A 19093-nucleotide genomic window follows, 5' to 3' on the forward strand; every position below is an offset into this window, starting at 1 on the left:
GAGTGGCTGCGGGCACCCTGTGTGACCGCCCGACGGAACCCGAGATGAAAGACTGGCTGGACGAAATCAACTGGAATGCCGATGGACTGGTGCCGGCGATCGCTCAGGACCATCGCACCGGTCGCGTGCTGATGATGGCCTGGATGAACCGCGAGGCCCTGGCCCTCACCGCCGCCGAGAACCGCGCCATCTACTGGTCGCGCTCGCGCGGCAAGCTCTGGCGCAAGGGCGAGGAATCCGGCCACGTGCAGAAGCTGCACGAACTGCGCCTGGATTGCGACGCCGACGTGGTGATCCTGATGGTCGAGCAACTGGGCGGCATCGCCTGCCACACCGGCCGCGAGAGCTGCTTCTACCGGGTGTTCGAGAACGGCGCCTGGCAGACCGTCGACCCGGTGCTCAAGGATCCGGACGCCATCTACTCCCACGTAGGTACAGGAAAACCCCATGAGCACTGATACCCTCGCCCGCCTGGCGGAAGTCCTCGAAGCGCGCAAGAATGCCGCAGCGGACAGCTCCTACGTGGCCAGCCTGTACCATAAGGGCCTGAACAAGATTCTGGAGAAAGTCGGCGAAGAATCGGTGGAAACCATCATCGCTGCCAAGGACGCCGCCGCGAGTGGCGACTGCACTGACCTGATCTACGAAACAGCCGACCTCTGGTTCCACTCCCTGGTGATGCTCGCCGCCCTCGGCCAGCACCCACAGGCGGTACTGGACGAGCTGGACCGCCGCTTCGGCCTTTCCGGGCACGACGAAAAAGCCGCCCGCCAGCCGTCGGCCTGACCCCTATCATTTCAAGGAGTACAAGATGGGCATCTTTGACTGGAAACACTGGGTCGTCATCCTGATCGTCGTGGTCCTGGTCTTCGGCACCAAGCGCCTGAAGAACCTGGGTTCGGATGTCGGCGAAGCCATCAAGGGCTTCCGCAAGGCGATGAACACCGAGGAAGACGAGAAGAAAGACCCGAACGCCGCTGCCGGCAACCCGCCGCTGAACCAGCCGCACACCATCGACGCCCAGGCGCACAAGGTCGAAGAACCGGCGCGCAAGGACTGATGGAATAAACCATGTTTGGTATCAGCTTCAGCGAACTGCTGCTGGTGGGCCTGGTCGCCCTGCTGGTGCTCGGTCCCGAGCGCCTGCCGGTCGCCGCGCGGACTGCCGGCCTGTGGATCGGCCGGCTCAAGCGCAGCTTCAACGCCATCAAGACGGAAGTGGAGCGTGAGCTGGGCGCGGATGAAATCCGCCGCCAGTTGCACAACGAGCACATCCTGCAGATGGAGCAGGAAGCCAAGAAGCTGATGGCGCCGCTGAACGACCTGCAGTCCCAGGTCGAAAACAGCCTGACCCCGCAACCGCAGGCGGAAACCCCGCCCGCGGCACCGGCCATCGCGCCCAACGGCCACCTGAACAGCCTGCCGGGCGCGGGCCTTGCGCCTGCCGCCAACCCGGAAACAGCACCGGCCGAGCCGACCGTCGCGCCCCAGGCGCCAGCGTCGAGCCAGCCGTCCGCTTCGCCCGAGACGCCGCGTACCCCATGAGCGCCGAAAAGCCCGACCAGCCCGAACAAGACCAGGAAATGCCCCTGGTCTCGCACCTGACCGAACTGCGCAACCGCCTGCTGCGCTGCGTGATCGCGATCTTCGTGATCTTCATCGGCCTGCTGTACTTCTCGCAGAAGATCTACGCGCTGGCCTCCGAGCCACTGCGGCGCTTCCTGCCCGAAGGCGCGACCATGATCGCCATCGACCCGGCGTCGGCCTTCCTCGCGCCGCTCAAGCTGACCATGATCGTCGCCGTGCTGTTCGCCATGCCGGTGATACTCGGCCAGGTCTGGGGCTTCATCGCGCCGGGACTGTACAAGCACGAGAAGCGCGTCGCCCTGCCCCTGCTGGCCTCCAGCATCGTGCTGTTCTACGCCGGCATGGCCTTCGCCTACTTCCTGGTGTTCCCGTTGATGTTCCACTTCTTCCTCGGCCAGGCCCCGGAAGGGGTGACGCCGATGACCGACATCAACAGCTACCTGGACTTCCTCACCCTGCTGTTCGCCTTCGGCGTGGCCTTCGAGATTCCCGTGGCCACCGTGCTGCTGGTGTGGATCAGGGTGGTCGACGTGGCCTACCTGAAGAAGATCCGCCCCTACGTGATCATCGGCTGCTTCGTGGTCGGCATGATCCTCACCCCGCCGGACCCGCTGTCGCAGACCCTGCTGGCGGTACCGATGTGGATGCTGTTCGAGGCCGGCGTACTGTTCAGCCACCTGATCCGCAAGCGCGGCCCGGAACCGGAAGAAGAATCCAAGGGCGACCAGCCGCCGGCGACCCGTTCTTGAACCTGCTGCTGCTGGACGACGCCGACTTCGTCGCGGCGGACCGCGTGATCCTGCGTGACCGCCGCCTGGTCCACATGCAGGACGTCCACCGCGCCGAAAGCGGCGACCGGCTACGCGTCGGTCGTCTCGGCGGCCTGATGGGCGAAGGCCATCTGCTGCGCCTGGAGGCCAACGAAGCCGAGCTGGAAGTGCGCTTCGACCAGCCGCCGCCGGACAAGCTGCCGATCACCCTGCTGCTCGCCCTGCCCCGCCCGAAGATGCTCCGCCGCGTGCTGCAGACCATCTCGGCCCTGGGTGTGCCGCGCCTGGTGCTGCTCAACAGCTACCGGGTGGAAAAGAGCTTCTGGCAGACGCCGTTCCTCGAACCCGACGCCATTCGCGAACAACTGATCCTCGGCCTCGAGCAGGCCCGCGACACCGTGTTGCCCGAGGTGATCATCGAGAAGCGCTTCAAGCCGTTCGTCGAGGACCGCCTGCCGGCGATGGCCGCCGGCAGCCTCGGCCTGATCGGCCATCCCGGCCCCTGGCCGGCGTGCCCCCGCGCCCTCGCCGAACCGGTCACCCTGGCCATCGGACCGGAGGGCGGCTGGATTCCCTACGAAGTGGAAAAGCTCCGCGAAGCCGGGCTCGACCCGGTGCAACTGGGCGAGCGCATCCTGCGCGTCGAAACCGCCGTCACCGCGTTGTTGGCACGCTTGTTCTAAGCCAGGAACCGCAAGGTTTCCAGCCTGAACCGCCAGTCAGAAAAACACCGCGCGCCCTTCAGTTCCGGACACCAACGCCGATACCCGCGATACCGGTCGTCCCCACCCTGCGCACCTCCCGCTCAGCCCTACGCACCGGCCCTGTTCATCGCTGGAGCCCCGCTGTCATGTTCCGCTGGTTCAACAACCTCAGTGTCAAACTCAAACTCGCCGCAGGTTTCGGCCTGGTGCTGCTGCTCACCCTGTTGATCGCCCTCACCGGCTGGATCAACCTGGGCAACGTGATCGACCGTGGCGACAAGCTCGGCGAGATCTCCGAGCTGGCGGCGGTCGCCAAGGACCTGCGCGTCTCACGCCTGAAATTCCAGTCCACGCGCTCGCCGCAAGACGCCAAGCTGGTGGTCGACACCCTGGACCAGCTGGATCGGAGCCACGGCGCGCTCTACGACAAATTCAGCACGGCGGAAGATCGTCGCAAGATGGACCAGCAGCGCGAACTGGCAACCGAGTATCGCCGCCTCTTCGGCGAACTGCTGAAGTCCTTCGACGCGCGCGACGCCGCCAAGCAGAACCTCATTCGCAACGCCGCGCTCATCACCGGGGGGCTGGAGAAAGCCGAACAGACGCTGGTCGCCGGCGGCGCCACCGAGAACCTCCGCCCGCTGCAGCAACTGGCCGACCTGGGCCGCCAGGTGATGCTGGCGCGCTTCCAGGTGCTCGCCTACACCAGCAATGACAATCCCGCGCTGGAGACGCCCGCCGTCGACGCTCTCCAGCAGGCCATCCAGGCCGTGCAGACGGGCATGCGCGGCGCTCCCGTCGAACTCGCCGCCGACTACCAGAACGCCCTCGACGCGCTGTCGGCCTATCGCGCGGCGCTCGAGGGCTATCGCCATGAGGTCAACGCCAGCCAGGCCGCCCGTGACCGCATGCGCGACGGCGGCGTGCAGATCGAGAAGATCAGCAACGAGCTGACCCTCAGCGAAACCGCCAAGCGCGATGCCGGCGTCGGCCAGGCGAAAACCCTGCTGGCGCTGTCCGCCCTCATCGCCCTGGTACTGGGCCTGATCGCCGCCTGGATCATCACCAGGCAGATCGTCAATCCGCTGCGTGACGTGCTGGGGCATGCCGAGCGCATCGCCGACGGCGACCTGAGCCACGACATCCACACCAGCCGCTCCGACGAACTGGGTCAGTTGCAGCGGAGCATGCAGCGCATGAACCTGTCCCTACGCGAACTGATTGGCCGCATCCACGACGGCGTGACCCAGATCGCCAGCGCCGCCGAGGAGCTGTCGGCCGTTACCGAGCAGACCAGCGCCGGCGTGAACAACCAGAAATCCGAGACCGACCAGGTCGCCACCGCGATGAACGAGATGGCCGCCACCGTGCAGGAAGTCGCGCGCAACGCCGAGGAGGCCTCCGAGGCCGCCTCCGCCGCCGATCGCGAGGCCCGCGACGGCGAAGGCGCGGTCAACGAAGCCGTCGGGCAGATGGACCGCCTGGCCGGCGAGGTCGACCGCTCCAACGAATCGGTGCTCAAGCTCAAGCGCGAAAGCGAGAAGATCGGCAGCGTGCTGGACGTGATCAAGGCGGTGGCCGAGCAGACCAACCTGCTGGCCCTCAACGCCGCCATCGAGGCCGCTCGCGCCGGCGACGCCGGCCGCGGCTTCGCCGTGGTCGCCGATGAAGTGCGGGCCCTGGCGCAGCGCACCCAGTCCTCCACCGAGGAGATCGAGGAGCTGATCGCCGGTCTGCAGAGCGGCACCCAGCAGGCCGTGCAGATGATGGAAACCAGCCGCGAGCTGACCGTCAGCACCGTCGACCTGACCCGCCGCGCCGGCGAGCGCCTGGGTGCGATCACCCGTACCGTGTCGACCATCCAGTCGATGAACCAGCAGATCGCCGCCGCTTCCGAGCAGCAGAGCGCCGTGGCCGAGGAAATCAACCGCAGCGTGATGAACGTGCGCGACATCTCCGAGCAAACTGCCGCCGCCAGCGAGGAAACCGCCGCCTCCAGCATGGAGCTGGCGCGCCTGGGCAACGAGCTGCAGATGCTGGTCAGCCGCTTCCGCGTCTGATCCGCCCCGCAACGAACAAGGCCCGCGCAATGCGGGCCTTTTCTGTTCTTCCATGCCCGGACATCGGCGCCAGCGCTTCCCCTCACCCCATCTGGGAGAGGCTGGCTAACGCGCGGCCAAGGAGCTTTGGCTCTTCGTAGGAGCGAGCTTGCTCGCGAATCGATTCCGCGACGGGGCCTGTTTGCGAGCAAGCTCGCTCCTACAGAAAGCGTCGCATGCGCGACATCGCGACAAATTCCCGCCTTCAGTTTCCCATTTCGCCGCCGATAGCCTCTGGCGCACGAAGATGCGCCCCGACAATTCCGCCTCGCCACTGCACACCTGTATTTGCCAGCCACGGGCCGTCGATCCCGTGGCGACGCCTGCCTGGAGTATTCGACATGTACGATTGGCTAGTAGTACAGCTGGGACGCCTTAACGTCAGCCTCAAGCTGGCGGTGGGTTTCGGTATCCTCCTGTTCCTCACCCTGCTGGTCCTGCTCGGCGGCCTGCGCAGCCTGGACAACCAGGCCCGGCGCGGCGAGCAGTTGGCGACCATCACCGAGCTGAACGACCTCAGCCAGCAGGCCAACCTGGCCCGTCTGCAGTTCGAACTGGGCGGCGACCGTGCCCAGGCCGAGCGCGTCGAGCAGCACAGTACGAAGATGCTGGAACTGATCGAACAGCGCCTGCGGGACAGCGACATCGATGCGACCCCGCTGGACAGCGCGCGCCAGGCCGTGGCCGACTATCGCCAGGCGTTCGCCGGCCTGACCCGCGCCGTCGAGCAGCGCAGCGAGGCCCGCGGCACCCTGGTGGGCAGCGCCCAACGCGCCTTGCAGACCTTCGAGGCGCTGGACAGGCAGCTCTTCGACCGGCTCGCCGGACAGCCCGGCGACGCCCAGTTGCTGCACAGCGCCCAGGCCGCCGGCCAGTTGCACCAGCAACTGCTGCAGGTGCGCTACCAGGTGCGCGGTTATGTCTTCGAACAGTCGGCCAGCGCCGAGCAGGCCGCCTTCGCCGCCTTCGACACCCTGCGCGACAGCGGCGCGACGCTGCAGGGCCAATTGCCGGCCGACGCCGCCGAGGACCTGGCCAGCGCGTTGAACGAGCTGCAGGGCTACCGCAGCGGCATCGAACACTTCCGTGACGGCGTCAACGCCACGCGGCAGGCGCGCCAGGCCCTGGACGGCGCCAGCCAGGCGATGCTCGGCGCCAGCACCCGGCTGTACGACGACACCCTGCAGCGCAACGCCGCGGAAACCGCCGCCGCCAAGACCCGGCAGATCCTCATCGCCGTGCTGGCCCTGGCCTTCGGCCTGCTGTCCGGCTGGGCCATCAACCGACAGATCGTCCGCCCGCTCCACGAGGCGCTGGAACTGGCCGAGCACATCGCCCAGGGCGACCTGTCGCAGGGCCTGGTCCGCGAGCTGAACCTGCAGCGCCCCGACGAACTGGGGCAGTTGCAACGCGTCATGCTGCGCATGCGCGAGAACCTGGCCCAACTGATCGGCCAGCTCGGTGGCAGCGTCGGCCAGTTGGCCACCGCCGCCGAGGAGCTCTCGGCGGTCACCGAGCAGACCCGCGCCGGGGTCAACGCCCAGCGGGTGGAAACCGAGCAGGTGGCCAGCGCCATTCATGAAATGGCCGCCACCGTGCAGGAAGTCGCGCGCAACGCCGAGCAGGCCTCCCTGGCCGCCCAGCAGGCGGACCAGCAGGCCCGCCAGGGCGACCAGGTGGTGCAGGACGCGGTGGCGCAGATCGACCGGCTGGCCAGCGAGGTGGATCGCTCCGCCGAGGCGATGGAATCGCTGCGCAAGGAAAGCGAGAAGATCGGCAGCGTGCTGGATGTGATCAAGTCGGTGGCCGAACAGACCAACCTGCTGGCGCTCAACGCCGCCATCGAAGCGGCCCGTGCCGGCGAGGCCGGGCGCGGTTTCGCCGTGGTGGCCGACGAAGTACGCGGCCTGGCCCAGCGTACCCAGCAGTCCACCGAGGAAATCGAGGGACTGATCGCCGGCCTGCAGCGCGGCGCTCAGGACGCGGCGCAACGCATGGACGGCAGCCGCCGCCTGACCGGCAGCTCGGTGGAACTGACCCGCCGCGCCGGCGAGGCGCTGGGCGTGATCGCCCGCACCGTGGCCGACATCCAGGGCATGAACCTGCAGATCGCCTCCGCCGCCGAACAGCAGAGCAGCGTGGCCGAGGAGATCAACCGCAGCGTGGTGCAGGTCCGCGAGATCGCCGACCAGTCCGCCGCCGCCAGCGAGCAGACCGCCGGCTCCAGCACCGAACTGGCGCGCCTGGGTAACCAGCTGCAGTTGCAGGTGGGCCGCTTCCGCCTGTGACCGTCGAACCGGTCGGTGCTCCCGCGCCGGCCGGCAACGGCAGGACAGTTGTCATGCGCATGGCGTAGGATCAGTCACTCGCCACACTGGGAGAGTGACCATGCGCCCGCTGACCATCGACCTCGACGAACTGGCCTTCGCGCTCGATACCCAGGGTATCGAGCACTACCTCGATCTCTTCAGCGGTCAGGTGCTGCTGATCCCCGAGGACGATCCCGACCCGGAACTGGCCGAACTGCTGCACCGCGAGCCAGAGCGCCTGCTGCCCATCGAGCCGCTGAGCAGCCGCCAGTCGCTGGACCTGATGCGCGATTTCCTGCGCGAAGTGCCCGAGCCCCACGCCTATTCCGCCTTGGCCAACGCCATCGAGGGGCGCAAGCCGTTCAAGGCCTTCCGCCATGTATTGATGGGGTACCCCGAGCTGCTGCAGGCCTGGTATGTCTACCAGGGCGAACGCCTGCGCGAGTGTGCGCTGGATTGGCTGGCGGACAACCATATCCAGCCGGCGACGCGGAGTGCGATGTTGTAGTCCGAGGGCTCGCGAGCACGCAAGCCGGACCTGTAGGAGCGAGCTTGCTCGCGAACCACCCCAGACTCCGGCGCCCTGCGTTCCGACCCTACCCGCACGAACAAAAACGCCGCCCCGAAGGGCGGCGTTCTCGTTTCCAGCCAGTGAAGATCAGCCTTTGGGCGCTTCGCTGGAGATCGGCTTGGCCTCCGCCGCCGTGGCCTGCCAACCGCCGCCGAGGGCCTTGTACAGATTCACCTCGCTGGTCAGCTGGTTCAGCCGGTCGCTGATCAGTTGCTGCTGGGCACTGAACAGCGAACGCTGCGCATCGAGCAGGGTCAGGTAGTTGTCCACACCCGTGCGGTAGCGCTTGTCGGCCAGGCGGTAGTACTCGCTGCTGGCGTCCACCAGCGAGCGCTGCGCCTGCAGTTGCTCGCCGAAGGTGCCACGGGCGGCGAGGCCGTCGGCGACCTCGGAGAAGGCCGTCTGGATGGCTTTCTCGTACTGCGCCACGTTGATGTCCTTCTGCACCTTGGCCAGGTCCAGGCTGGCGCGCAGGGCGCCGGCGTTGAAGATCGGCAGGCTGATGGACGGCTGGAACAGCCAGCTGCCGGAGCCGGCGTCGAACAGGCCGGAGAGGTCCGGGCTGAGGCTGCCGGCATTGGCGGTCAGGCTGATGTTCGGGAAGAACGCCGCGCGCGCCGCGCCGATGTTGGCATTGGCCGCCTTGAGCTGATGCTCGGCCTGGAGGATGTCCGGGCGACGCTGCAGCAGGTCGGACGGCAGCCCTGCCGGCACGGTGGCCAGCAACTCTTCGGACAGCTCGCGGCCTTGCGGCAGGTCCGCCGGCAGGCCGGAACCGAGCAGCAGCACCAGGGCGTTCTGGTCCTGGGCGACCAGGCGGGTGTACTGCGCCAGGGTGGCCCGCGCGCTTTCCACCGAGGTCTGCGCCTGGCGCAGATCCAGCGCCGAGGCGACGCCGACGTCGTAGCTGCGCTTGGTCAGGTCGTAGCTCTTCTGGTAGGTGCCCAGGGTGTCGCGGGTCAACTTCAGTTGAGCCTGGTCGGCGCGCAGGGTCAGGTAGGCGTTGGCGACGTTGGCCACCAGGCTGGTCTGGGTGCTGCGACGGGCCTCTTCGCTGGCGAAGTAGGTTTCCAGCGCCTGGTCACGCAGGGCGCGCAGGCGACCGAACAGGTCGAGCTCCCAGGAGGTGACGCCCAGGGTCGCGCCGTACTGGCTGCTGATCATCGAGTTGCCGGTGGTCGACAGGTCGGCAGGCAGGCGCTGGCGCGAGCCGTTGATGCCGGCGTCCACCGCCGGGAACAGGTCGGCCCGCTGGATGCGGTACTGCGCCCGGTAGGCTTCGATGTTCAGCGCGGCGACGCGCAGGTCACGGTTGTTTTCCAGCGACACTTCGATCAGCCGCTGCAGTTGCGGGTCCTTGAAGAACTCGCGCCAGCCGATGTCGGCGCCGGCGTTGGCCGGTTGCGCCGCCACGTAGGCATCGCCCTGCGGATAGGCCCCCGCCACGGGCGCCTCGGGGCGCTCGTAGTCGGGGATCAGCGAGCAGCCGGACAACACGCCGGCGGCTATCGCGAGGGACAGTAAGGACTTTCTCATATCAATGCCCCTTCTCGGTGGCTTCCTGTTCCTTGGACGCGGCGTCCTTGAACAGGGTACTGACCACCACGTAGAACAACGGCACCCAGAAGATCGCCAGGACGGTCGCGGTGACCATGCCGCCGATCACGCCGGTACCGATCGCGTGCTGGCTGCCGGAGCCGGCGCCGGTGGAGATCGCCAGCGGCACCACGCCGAGGATGAACGCCAGGGAGGTCATGACGATCGGGCGCAGACGCATCCGGCACGCCTCGACGGCCGCCTCGACGATGCCCTTGCCCTGCTCGTGCAGTTCCTTGGCGAACTCGACGATCAGGATCGCGTTCTTCGCCGACAGGCCGATGGTGGTCAACAGGCCCACCTGGAAGAACACGTCGTTGGACAGACCGCGCATGGACGTCGCCAGCAGCGCACCGATGACGCCCAGCGGCACCACCAGCATCACCGAGAACGGAATCGACCAGCTCTCGTACAGCGCTGCCAGGCAGAGGAACACCACGATCAGCGACAGGGCATAGAGCGCCGGGGCCTGGGAGCCAGACAGGCGCTCCTCGTAGGACAGGCCGGTCCAGGCGTAGCCCACGCCCTTGGGCAACTGCTTGACGATCTCCTCGACCGCCGCCATCGCCTCACCGGTACTGCGGCCCATAGCCGGTTCACCGAGGATTTCCATCGCCGGTACGCCGTTGTAGCGCGAAAGCTTGGGCGAGCCATAACTCCACTCGCCGGTGGCGAAGGCGCTGAACGGGACCATCTCGCCTTTGTCGTTGCGCACGTACCACTTGTCCAGGTCTTCCGGGCTCATCCGCGCATTCGGACGACCCTGCAGGTAAACCTTCTTCACCCGGCCACGGTCGATGAAGTCGTTGACGTAGTTCGAACCCCAGGCGATGGACAGGGTGCTGTTGATGTCGGCCAGCGACAACCCCAGGGCACTGGCCTTCTCGTCGTCGATCAGCAGCTTGTACTGCGGCTCGTCGTTCAGGCCGTTGGGACGCACGCGCTGCAGCGCGGGGTTTCGCTCGGCCAGGCCGAGGAACTGGTTGCGCGCGCCCATCAGCACCTCGTGGCCGACGCCGGCCTGGTCCTGGAGGAAGATGTCGAAGCCCACGGCGTTACCCAGCTCGAGCACCGCCGGCGGGGCGAAGGCGAACACCATCGCATCCTTGAAGGTGAAGAAGTGTTCCTGGGCGCGGTGGGCCAGCTCGAACACGCTGTTCTCCTTGCCCGGACGCTCTTCCCAGGGCTTGAGCATGATGAACGCCATACCCGAGCTCTGGCCGCGGCCAGCGAAGTTGAAGCCGGTCACGGTGAATACCGAGGCCACCGCGCTGCTTTCCTGTTCCAGCAGGTAGGAACGCATCGCGTCGACCACCACCTGGGTCCGCTCGGCGGACGAGCCCGCCGGCGTCTGCACCTGGGCGAACAGTACGCCCTGGTCCTCGTCGGGGAGGAACGCGGTGGGGATGCGGGTGAACAGGTAGACCATGCCGCCGAGGATCACCAGGTACATCAGCAGGTACGGGAAGCGGTGCTTGAGGATCGACACCACCCCACGCTCGTAGCCGTGCGTGGTGGCGAGGAACATGCGGTTGAACCAGCCGAAGAAGCCGCGCTTGTGCTCGCCGTGGTCGCCCTTCTCGATGGGCTTGAGCATGGTGGCGCAAAGCGCCGGGGTGAGGACCAGGGCCACCAGCACCGACAGGGCCATCGCCGAGACGATGGTGATGGAGAACTGCCGATAGATCACCCCGGTGGAGCCGCCGAAGAACGCCATCGGCAGGAACACCGCCGACAGCACCAGGGCGATACCCACCAGCGCACCCTGGATCTGGCCCATCGACTTGCGCGCGGCCTCCCTGGGCGACAGGCCTTCCTCGGCCATCACCCGCTCGACGTTTTCCACCACGACGATGGCGTCGTCCACCAGCAGGCCGATCGCCAGCACCATGCCGAACATGGTCAGGGTGTTGATCGAGAAGCCGAAGGCGGCGAGCACGCCGAAGGTGCCCAGCAGCACCACCGGCACGGCGATCGTCGGGATCAGCGTGGCGCGGAAGTTCTGCAGGAACAGGTACATCACCAGGAACACCAGCAGGATCGCTTCGCCCAGGGTCTTCACCACCTCATGGATGGAGGCGGAAACCACCGGGGTGGTGTCGTACGGGTAGACGATCTGCATGCCCTGCGGGAAGAACGGCTCCAGGGTGCTCAGGGTGGAGCGGATCGCCTTGGCGGTGTCCAGCGCGTTGGCGCCGGTGGCCAGCTTGATCGCGATACCCGAGGCCGGCTTGCCGTTGAACTGGGCGTTGATGCTGTAGTCCTGGCCGCCCAGGGCGACGTCGGCGACGTCCTTCAGGCGAACCTGGGAGCCGTCGGCGTTGACCTTGAGGAGGATCTCCTTGAATTGCTCGGCGCTCTGCAGACGGGTCTTGCCGATGATGGTGGCGTTGAGCTGCTGGCCCTTGACCGCAGGCAGGCCGCCCAACTGGCCGGAGGAGATCTGTACGTTCTGCGCCTCGATCGCCGCCCTCACGTCGCCCGGGGTCATCTGGAAGCTGTTGAGCTTGGCCGGGTCCAGCCAGATGCGCATGGCGTACTGCGAGCCGAACACCTGGAAGTCGCCCACGCCGGAGGTCCGCGACAGCGGGTCCTGGATGTTGGAGACGATGTAGTTCGACAGGTCTTCCCGGGTCATGCCGCCATCGGTGGAGACGACGCCGACCACCATCAGGAAGTTCTTCACCGCCTTGGTCACGCGGATGCCCTGCTGCTGCACTTCCTGCGGCAGGAGCGGCGTGGCCAGTTGCAGCTTGTTCTGCACCTGGACCTGGGCGATGTCAGGGCTGGTGCCCTGGTCGAAGGTCACGGTGATGGTCATGCTGCCGTCGGAGTTGGACTCCGAGGAGATGTAGCGCAGATGGTCGAGACCGTTCATCTGCTGCTCGATCACCTGCACCACGGTGTCCTGCACCGTCTCGGCGGAGGCCCCCGGGTAGCTCACCTGGATGGCGATGGCCGGCGGCGCGATGGCCGGGTACTGGTTGACCGGCAACTTGAGGATCGACAGACCGCCCGCCAGCATGATCACCAGGGCGATCACCCAGGCGAAGATGGGCCGGTCAATGAAAAACTTCGACATTACGAATCCCCTTGATTAACCCTGCTTGGCCGGTTGCGCGGCGGCGGGTTTGTCGGTGGCCCCGGCGGCGGGCGCCACGTTCTTCGCGGGTACGGCCTTGGCCTGCCCCCCCGGCTGGACGAACTGCAGGCCTTCGGTGATCAGGCGATCGCCGGGCTTGAGGCCTTCGCTGACCAGCCAGTAGGCGCCGACGGTGCGCTCGGCCTTGAGGGTACGCAGCTCGACCTTGTCGCCTTCGCCCAGCACAAGCGCGGTAGCCTGGCCACGGAAATCGCGGGTCACGCCCTGCTGCGGGGCGAGGATCGCCTGCTTCTTCACCCCTTCCTGAAGCTGCGCGTGGACGAACATGCCCGGCAGCAGTTCCTTGTTCGGGTTGGGGAAGATCGCGCGCACGGTGACCGAGCCGGTGCCCTGGTCGACCGACACCTCGGAGAACTCCAGCTTGCCTTCCAGCGGGTATTCCGAGCCGTCTTCCAGGTACAGCTTGACCTTGGCGGCATTGTCGCCGGCCTTCTCCAGTTGCCCGGCGGCCAGCTCGCGACGCAGGCGAATCAGCGCGGTGGAGGGCTGGGTCACGTCGACATAGATCGGATCCAGCTGCTGCACGGTGGCCAGTGCGTCGGCCTGACCGTTCTGCACCAGCGCGCCCTCGGTGACCGAGGAGCGGCCGATACGGCCGGAGATCGGCGAGTAGACCCTGGTGTAGCGCACGTTGATCCTGGCATTGTCCACCGCGGCCTTGGCCTGCAGATAGGCGGCCTGGGCGTCGGCGTACTGCTGCTTGCTCACCGCCTCGTCCTTCACCAGTTCCTTGTAGCGCTCGGCCTGCTGCTGGGTGGACACCAGGTTGGCCTGGGCGCTCTGCAGGGTAGCCTGGTAGGTGGCCGGGTCGATCTGGTACAGCTGCTGGCCTTCCTTGACGTCGCTGCCTTCCTTGAACAGGCGCTTGAGGATGATGCCGTTCACCTGCGGACGAACTTCGGCGATGCGATAGGCAGTGGTGCGGCCGGGCAGCTCGGTGCTCAGGGTCACCTCCTGCGCCTGCAGGGTCACCACCCCCACTTCAGGGGTCGGCGTCTCCTGCGGAGCCTGACTCTTGTCACAGCCGGCAAGAGTGGCCACGGCGACGAGCAGGGTCGGAACCAGGGCGCGCATGGCTGGCTTTCGTTGCATATCGTTATCCTCATGAGCAAAGCATCCGGGGTGGCGTTGGGCTTGCCGGTCCGGAAAGCTGGCAAAAATACTTACATTCAGCTCTGTTTGTAAACGTCCGAAAGCCCTGCGGGAAAGCTACTGAAACGATTTAGTCGTTTGCCGAATCGGCAGTAGGTTTCCCGCAAGGCGGAGGTCTGGCAGCACAAAGTTGATAAGATCAACTAAAATAAGAAAAATGGTTGATCCGATCAATCGAATTTACATTCCGTTTACCGTGACCGCGCCGATGACCCACACCGTGAATCCCGAGTTGCCACAAGCCCTGATGAAGGTTTTCGACCACATGCGCGAAAGCCTCCAGGACAAGCTGTGCGCCGAGGGTATCGACCTCGCCCCGCCGGACATCCGCCTGCTCGAACTGATCGGCGCAGACGCCGGACAGAGCCTGCAATGCCTGGGCCGCAAACTGTGCCGCGACAAGGCGCTGGTCACCCGCAAGATTCGCGAGATGGAAGCGCTCGGACTGGTCCGCCGCGAACGCAACCCTGACGACCAGCGCAGTTTCCAGCTGTTCCTCACCGAGGCTGGCCGGAGCATCGAGACACGCACCCTGGCCATCCTCGCACGAACTCATGACGATCTGTTCGCGCCACTCGACGACGCCCAGCAACAGATGCTCACCCACCTGCTCCAACAGTGCCTGCCAGACCGTACGGCATAAGCCATACAAACGAAAACGCCGGCGAATGCCGGCGTTTTCGCGATTCCGCGTCTTACTGTCGCACCCCTTCGACCGAAAGGGTCAGCTCCACTTCCTGGGAAGACGGGCCGAGATCGCGCTGAATGTTGAAGTCCTTCAGCTTGAGGGTGGTGGTGCCGATGAAGCCGGCACGGTAGCCGCCCCACGGGTCGTCACCCTGGCCAACCAGTTCGGCCTTGATGGTGACCGGCTTGGTCACCCCGTTCAGGGTCAGGTTGCCGGTGATTTCGGCGTTCTTGCCATCGGCCTTCACAGCGGTGGACTCGAAGGTCGCGGTCGGGTTCTTGCCGACGTTGAGGAAGTCCGGGCTGCGCAGGTGCTTGTCACGCTCGGCGTGGTTGGAGTTCACGCTGTTGGTGTTGATGGTGACCTTGACCTTGTCGGCGGACGGATTCTTCTCGTCGAAGGTGAAGGTGCCGTCGAAATCGTCGAAGCGGCCATACAGCCAGCTGTAGCCCAGGTGCTTGATGCGGAACTCGATGAAGGCGTGCTGGCCTTCCTTGTCGATCTTGTAGTCCGCAGCCATGGCCTGGCCGGCGGAGAACAGCGCAGTGCCCAGAGCCAGCGCGGCGAAGGTCTTCTTCAACATTGAACAATCTCCCTGTGGGTGAGGTTTTACTTCGCGGCGCGGCCGAACATGCGTGTCAGCGTGGCGTCGCGATCGATGAAATGGTGTTTGAAGGCCGCCAGGGCGTGCAGCACGGCGAGCACCACCAGCGCCCAGGCCAGGTACAGGTGGATGACGCCGGCGACGTCGGCCTGGTCCGGCAGCCCGCTCAGGGTGGCGGGTACGTCGAACCAGCCGAACACGCTGATCGGCTTGCCTTCGGCGGTGGAGATCAGGTAGCCGACGATCATCACCGCGAACAGCAGCGCGTACAGCGCCAGATGGCCGACCTTGCTGCCCAGCCGGGTGAGCGATCCATGATTGGCCGGTGCCGGCGGCGGCGGGCTGACGAAGCGCCAGACCACGCGCAGGGCCAGTGCGATGAACAGCAGGATGCCGATGCCTTTATGGATTTCCGGAGCGCGGTGGTACCAGGTGTCGTAGTAGTCCAGCTCACGCATCCACAGGCCCAGGCCGAACAGGCCGAAGACCACCAGCGCACTGCCCCAGTGCAGGAACAGGCTGACCAGTCCGTAGCGAGCGGGGGAATTACGCCATTGCATCGATCCACATCCTTGAATAACGGAGGTCCAAGACTATCGACAAATTGATCGAATAAAAGTGGAAAATCCTGCTTTGAAACATCGATTCACAAGATAGATCCCCTCTGAAACGCGCGTACCAGGGCCCAGAAACAACAATGCCGGCTTTCGCCGGCATTGTGTGCGGGACGCATCCGATCAGAACGGCAGCCAGGACAGGATGCCCTTCTTCTCGCCCTTGCCGTCGGCAGCCTTGTCGCTGGCGGCCGGCTTGCTCTCGGCAACCAGGGCCTTGCCTTCCAGCACCGGGGTCTTGCCGGCATACAGGTCACGAACCTGGCTGGCGGCGCGCTTGCCGCTGCGCAGGGCGCCTTCCAGGGTGCCCGGATAGAGCGCATCGGTGTGCTCGCCGGCGAAGGCGACGCGGGACACCGGGGTTTCCCAGACGCGCCAGAAGCGGCTGATCTGGCCCGGACCGAAGGCCAGGTAGGAACCGCCGGTACCGACGTCGGTGCTGTAGCGACGCATTTCATAGCCGGCGTAGGCGCCGCGCATCTTCGGGTAGTACTTGTTCATGCGGATCAGCACCTGCTCCAGCACCTGGCGATCGCCGAAGGCCTGCATCACGCGGGCGTTGTCGCCGGACAGGTTGATCAGCACGTTGGCGCCGCCCTTGGTCGCGGGCTCGACCCAGATCATGCCCAGGCCCTGGTCGCTGTAGATCTCGCCGGACAGGCGCGACTTGTCGTCCCATACCGGACGCTTGAACTTCATCAGGATCTGGTCGCGCCAACCGTAGTTGGTGCTCTTGAGCGCGGCCTGCTGCTTCTCGCTCAGGCCCGGGGTCATCTGGATGTTGCCCAGGGCGCGCAGCGGCACGGCCAGTACCAGGTAGTCGGCGCTGTAGCCGGTGGGACCGACCTTGACGGTCACGCCGTCCTTGTCCTGGCTGATCGAGGTGACCTTGGCGTTGGTCTTGATGGTCTTGATCTGCTTGACGAAGGCCTGGGCCAGCACCTGGCTGCCACCGGGCAGGCGCGCGGCACGCAGGTCGCGGTCATTGACGTTGCGGTACACGCGACCCTGCTGGGCGAGGTACAGCAGCGACAGGCGCGACGGTTCGTCATAGCGCGAACGGATGCGCTGGTTGACCAGCAGGCGAGCGGTCGGCGACAGGTTCAGCTTGTCCAGCCAGCGCGCGGCGTTCATCTGGTCCAGCGCGAACAGGGTCTTGCTCGACAGCGGGTTGAGCGGGTCCTCGATGGAGGCGGAGAGCTCGTCCAGCGACTTCTCGAAGCGCTCCAGGTCCGCGGCGACGGCCGGCATCTTCTGCTTCAGGTCGCTGCTGGAGTAGTAGACGCCGTCGATCAGGTAGCTTGGCGTACGTACGAAGTCGGGCGCCGGAACGGCCTTGATCTTCAGGGTATCCAGGTAACTGTTGAGTGTCGGCTGCACCTTGCTGTTGCCGATCCACTCGCTGGTGGCCAGGCCCGAACGGCCACCCACCTGCGGCTTGGCCTCCAGTACGGTGACCTGCCAGCCGTTCTGTTGCAGCTCGTAGGCCGCCGACAGGCCGGCGAGTCCGCCACCGACCACGATGGCCGTCGGCTGTTTGTCCTTGCCCAGCGCCACCGCGCTGAACACCCCCAGAGCAAGCAACGCAGCAGCGCGCAGCCATCCCGTCTTCATCGCCACGATTCCCCAAATGGTGCAAAAGGGCGAAGCATACGTCAGCGCCTGAAGGGCGGATAGACGTCTTGGTCGGCAATCGGCGACATGTGTCGTCGGACGCGTCCTTGTCCATCTCAAGCGCATTGCATAGGCTTGCCCGACCCTCTCAAGCCGTCCATCAGACGACCAGCCAGATTAGGAGTACCCCAATGGGCCTGAATGCCGAGTGGATGCAGCGCGATCTCAGCGTGCTCTGGCACCCCTGCACCCAGATGAAAGACCACGAACGCCTGCCGGTGATTCCGATCCGCCGTGGCGAAGGCATCTGGCTGGAGGACTTCGAAGGCAAGCGCTACCTCGACGCGGTCAGCTCCTGGTGGGTCAACGTCTTCGGCCACGCCAACCCGCGCATCAACCAGCGCATCAAGGACCAGGTGGACCAGCTGGAACACGTGATCCTCGCCGGCTTCAGCCACCAGCCCGTGATCGAGCTGTCCGAACGCCTGCTGCGTCTGGCGCCGGCCGGCTTCTCCCGGGTGTTCTACGCCGACAGCGGCTCGGCCGGCATCGAAGTCGCGCTGAAGATGAGCTACCACTACTGGCACAACCTCGGCCAGCCGCGGAAGAAGCGCTTCATCACCCTGACCAACAGCTACCACGGCGAAACCGTGGCGGCGATGTCGGTGGGCGACGTGGCGCTGTTCACCGAGACCTACAAGTCGCTGCTGATGGACACCATCAAGGTGCCGACGCCCGACTGCTACCTGCGCCCCGAAGGCGTGAGCTGGGAAGAACATTCGCGGACGATGTTCGCGGCGATGGAGCAGGCGCTGGAGCAGCACCACCAAGAGGTCGCGGCGGTCATCGTCGAGCCGCTGGTGCAGGGCGCCGGCGGCATGCGCATGTACCACCCGGTCTACCTCAAGCTGCTGCGCGAGGCCTGCGACCGCTACGGCGTACACCTGATCCACGACGAGATCGCCGTCGGCTTCGGCCGCACCGGCACGATGTTCGCCTGCGAGCAGGCCGGCATCACCCCGGACTTCCTGGTGCTGTCCAAGGCGCTGACCGGCGGCTACCTGGCGATGAGCGCGGTGCTGACCACCGACAAGGTCTACCAGGCCTTCTACGACGACTACGCCACCCTGCGCGCCTTCCTCCACTCGCACACCTACACCGGCAACCCGCTGGCCTGCGCCGCCGCCCTGGCGACCCTGGACATCTTCGAGCAGGACAACGTCATCGAGGCCAACAAAGCCCTGGCGGCACGCATGGCCAGCGCCACCGCGCACCTGGCCGACCACCCGCACGTCGCGGAAATCCGCCAGACCGGCATGATCCTCGCCATCGAGATGGTCCAGGACAAGGCCACGAAAAAACCCTACCCCTGGCAGGAACGCCGCGGCCTGAAGGTCTTCCAGCACGGTCTGGAGCGTGGTGCGCTGCTGCGTCCGCTGGGCAGCGTGGTGTACTTCCTGCCGCCGTACATCATCACCCCCGAACAGATCGACTTCCTCGCCGAGGTCGCCAGCGAAGGCATCGATATCGCCACCCGCGACAGCGTGAGCGTGGCGATCAGCGAACGCTTCCCCGAGCATCGCGATCCGGGCTGATCGGCTACAAGCGGCAGGCCGAAAGCT

Annotated in this window: 17 protein-coding genes and 2 pseudogenes; 13 read left to right on the forward strand and 6 right to left on the reverse strand. The window is 66.0% G+C overall.

Annotated features, from left to right (window positions below):
- Positions 1-44: 44 nt before the first annotated feature.
- The 11 genes and pseudogenes from hisI to ACYCAX_RS02555 all read left to right on the forward strand — a co-directional run bounded on the left by hisI (position 45) and on the right by ACYCAX_RS02555 (position 7977).
- Positions 45-458, forward strand: coding sequence for a phosphoribosyl-AMP cyclohydrolase (gene hisI / locus ACYCAX_RS02505; RefSeq protein WP_015475166.1), 414 nt, complete (start codon positions 45-47; stop codon positions 456-458).
- Positions 448-786, forward strand: coding sequence for a phosphoribosyl-ATP diphosphatase (locus ACYCAX_RS02510; RefSeq protein WP_015475165.1), 339 nt, complete (start codon positions 448-450; stop codon positions 784-786). The genes hisI and ACYCAX_RS02510 overlap by 11 nt, the downstream gene beginning before the upstream one ends.
- A 25-nt stretch (positions 787-811) precedes the next feature.
- Complete coding sequence (locus ACYCAX_RS02515) at positions 812-1060, forward strand: twin-arginine translocase TatA/TatE family subunit (RefSeq protein ID WP_015475164.1); 249 nt, start codon at positions 812-814, stop codon at positions 1058-1060.
- 11 nt (positions 1061-1071) lie between these two features.
- Positions 1072-1545, forward strand: a complete 474-nt coding sequence (gene tatB, locus ACYCAX_RS02520) for a Sec-independent protein translocase protein TatB (protein ID WP_015475163.1) — start codon at positions 1072-1074, stop codon at positions 1543-1545.
- Positions 1542-2336, forward strand: coding sequence for a twin-arginine translocase subunit TatC (tatC, locus tag ACYCAX_RS02525; protein ID WP_015475162.1), 795 nt, complete (start codon positions 1542-1544; stop codon positions 2334-2336). The genes tatB and tatC overlap by 4 nt, the downstream gene beginning before the upstream one ends.
- A complete protein-coding gene (locus ACYCAX_RS02530) occupies positions 2333-3040 on the forward strand; it encodes a 16S rRNA (uracil(1498)-N(3))-methyltransferase (protein ID WP_015475161.1) in 708 nt (235 codons plus the stop codon). Before tatC ends, ACYCAX_RS02530 begins: the two co-directional genes overlap by 4 nt.
- A gap of 167 nt (positions 3041-3207) precedes the next feature.
- Positions 3208-4248 (forward strand): annotated as a pseudogene (locus tag ACYCAX_RS02535) (methyl-accepting chemotaxis protein); the annotation flags it as partial.
- A gap of 159 nt (positions 4249-4407) precedes the next feature.
- On the forward strand, positions 4408-5121 hold the full coding sequence (locus tag ACYCAX_RS02540; RefSeq protein WP_460247427.1) for a methyl-accepting chemotaxis protein: 714 nt from the start codon (positions 4408-4410) through the stop codon (positions 5119-5121).
- 380 nt (positions 5122-5501) lie between these two features.
- A pseudogene (locus ACYCAX_RS02545) lies at positions 5502-6590 on the forward strand (methyl-accepting chemotaxis protein); the annotation flags it as partial.
- Between the two features lie 153 nt (positions 6591-6743).
- On the forward strand, positions 6744-7448 hold the full coding sequence (locus ACYCAX_RS02550) for a methyl-accepting chemotaxis protein (protein ID WP_460247428.1): 705 nt from the start codon (positions 6744-6746) through the stop codon (positions 7446-7448).
- A gap of 100 nt (positions 7449-7548) precedes the next feature.
- Positions 7549-7977 (forward strand): UPF0158 family protein, encoded by a 429-nt coding sequence (locus tag ACYCAX_RS02555; RefSeq protein ID WP_015475158.1) that lies wholly within the window; start codon positions 7549-7551, stop codon positions 7975-7977.
- Positions 7978-8127: 150 nt separating this feature from the next.
- On the opposite strand, the gene ACYCAX_RS02560 is transcribed toward ACYCAX_RS02555, so the two are convergent.
- From ACYCAX_RS02560 to mexA, 3 genes are read right to left on the reverse strand one after another with little or no spacing between them, the layout of a single operon-like run.
- A complete protein-coding gene (locus tag ACYCAX_RS02560; protein ID WP_015475157.1) occupies positions 8128-9576 on the reverse strand; it encodes an AdeC/AdeK/OprM family multidrug efflux complex outer membrane factor in 1449 nt (482 codons plus the stop codon).
- Position 9577: 1 nt separating this feature from the next.
- Positions 9578-12718, reverse strand: a complete 3141-nt coding sequence (locus ACYCAX_RS02565) for an efflux RND transporter permease subunit (protein ID WP_460247364.1) — start codon at positions 12716-12718, stop codon at positions 9578-9580.
- A 15-nt stretch (positions 12719-12733) separates the two neighbouring features.
- Positions 12734-13891 carry a multidrug efflux RND transporter periplasmic adaptor subunit MexA gene (gene mexA, locus ACYCAX_RS02570; protein ID WP_157883291.1) on the reverse strand — a complete coding sequence of 386 codons (1158 nt, stop codon included), beginning with the start codon at positions 13889-13891 and terminating at the stop codon, positions 12734-12736.
- 268 nt (positions 13892-14159) lie between these two features.
- On the opposite strand from mexA, the gene ACYCAX_RS02575 reads away from it, so the two are divergent.
- The gene (locus ACYCAX_RS02575; RefSeq protein ID WP_041712331.1) at positions 14160-14594 is read left to right on the forward strand and encodes a MarR family winged helix-turn-helix transcriptional regulator; all 435 of its coding nucleotides are present in this window, start codon (positions 14160-14162) and stop codon (positions 14592-14594) included.
- A gap of 52 nt (positions 14595-14646) precedes the next feature.
- Here ACYCAX_RS02575 and ACYCAX_RS02580 read toward each other — a convergent pair whose 3' ends face one another.
- The 3 genes from ACYCAX_RS02580 to ACYCAX_RS02590 all read right to left on the reverse strand — a co-directional run bounded on the left by ACYCAX_RS02580 (position 14647) and on the right by ACYCAX_RS02590 (position 17471).
- On the reverse strand, positions 14647-15222 hold the full coding sequence (locus ACYCAX_RS02580) for a YceI family protein (protein ID WP_041711680.1): 576 nt from the start codon (positions 15220-15222) through the stop codon (positions 14647-14649).
- 26 nt (positions 15223-15248) lie between these two features.
- Positions 15249-15803: a cytochrome b gene (locus ACYCAX_RS02585; RefSeq protein WP_015475152.1), complete on the reverse strand. Its 555-nt coding sequence runs from the start codon at positions 15801-15803 to the stop codon at positions 15249-15251.
- Between the two features lie 177 nt (positions 15804-15980).
- On the reverse strand, positions 15981-17471 hold the full coding sequence (locus tag ACYCAX_RS02590) for a flavin monoamine oxidase family protein (RefSeq protein ID WP_015475151.1): 1491 nt from the start codon (positions 17469-17471) through the stop codon (positions 15981-15983).
- Between the two features lie 191 nt (positions 17472-17662).
- On the opposite strand from ACYCAX_RS02590, the gene ACYCAX_RS02595 reads away from it, so the two are divergent.
- A complete protein-coding gene (locus ACYCAX_RS02595; RefSeq protein WP_460247365.1) occupies positions 17663-19066 on the forward strand; it encodes an adenosylmethionine--8-amino-7-oxononanoate transaminase in 1404 nt (467 codons plus the stop codon).
- The last annotated feature ends 27 nt before the right edge of the window (positions 19067-19093 follow it).

The organism is Pseudomonas sp. MT3, from assembly GCF_054720805.1.

Excerpts from the sequence above, each read along its gene's own strand:
- ACYCAX_RS02515 (WP_015475164.1), top strand. The coding sequence starts at position 812 with ATGGGCATCTTTGACTGGAAACACTGGGTCGTCATCCTGATCGTCGTG.
- ACYCAX_RS02590 (WP_015475151.1), bottom strand. The coding sequence starts at position 17,471 with ATGAAGACGGGATGGCTGCGCGCTGCTGCGTTGCTTGCTCTGGGGGTG.
- ACYCAX_RS02580 (WP_041711680.1), bottom strand. The coding sequence starts at position 15,222 with ATGTTGAAGAAGACCTTCGCCGCGCTGGCTCTGGGCACTGCGCTGTTC.
- ACYCAX_RS02540 (WP_460247427.1), top strand. The coding sequence starts at position 4,408 with ATGAACGAGATGGCCGCCACCGTGCAGGAAGTCGCGCGCAACGCCGAG.
- ACYCAX_RS02575 (WP_041712331.1), top strand. The coding sequence starts at position 14,160 with ATGACCCACACCGTGAATCCCGAGTTGCCACAAGCCCTGATGAAGGTT.
- tatB (WP_015475163.1), top strand. The coding sequence starts at position 1,072 with ATGTTTGGTATCAGCTTCAGCGAACTGCTGCTGGTGGGCCTGGTCGCC.
- ACYCAX_RS02510 (WP_015475165.1), top strand. The coding sequence starts at position 448 with ATGAGCACTGATACCCTCGCCCGCCTGGCGGAAGTCCTCGAAGCGCGC.
- ACYCAX_RS02595 (WP_460247365.1), top strand. The coding sequence starts at position 17,663 with ATGGGCCTGAATGCCGAGTGGATGCAGCGCGATCTCAGCGTGCTCTGG.
- tatC (WP_015475162.1), top strand. The coding sequence starts at position 1,542 with ATGAGCGCCGAAAAGCCCGACCAGCCCGAACAAGACCAGGAAATGCCC.
- ACYCAX_RS02585 (WP_015475152.1), bottom strand. The coding sequence starts at position 15,803 with ATGCAATGGCGTAATTCCCCCGCTCGCTACGGACTGGTCAGCCTGTTC.
- mexA (WP_157883291.1), bottom strand. The coding sequence starts at position 13,891 with ATGCAACGAAAGCCAGCCATGCGCGCCCTGGTTCCGACCCTGCTCGTC.
- ACYCAX_RS02565 (WP_460247364.1), bottom strand. The coding sequence starts at position 12,718 with ATGTCGAAGTTTTTCATTGACCGGCCCATCTTCGCCTGGGTGATCGCC.
- ACYCAX_RS02555 (WP_015475158.1), top strand. The coding sequence starts at position 7,549 with ATGCGCCCGCTGACCATCGACCTCGACGAACTGGCCTTCGCGCTCGAT.
- hisI (WP_015475166.1), top strand. The coding sequence starts at position 45 with ATGAAAGACTGGCTGGACGAAATCAACTGGAATGCCGATGGACTGGTG.
- ACYCAX_RS02550 (WP_460247428.1), top strand. The coding sequence starts at position 6,744 with ATGGCCGCCACCGTGCAGGAAGTCGCGCGCAACGCCGAGCAGGCCTCC.
- ACYCAX_RS02560 (WP_015475157.1), bottom strand. The coding sequence starts at position 9,576 with ATGAGAAAGTCCTTACTGTCCCTCGCGATAGCCGCCGGCGTGTTGTCC.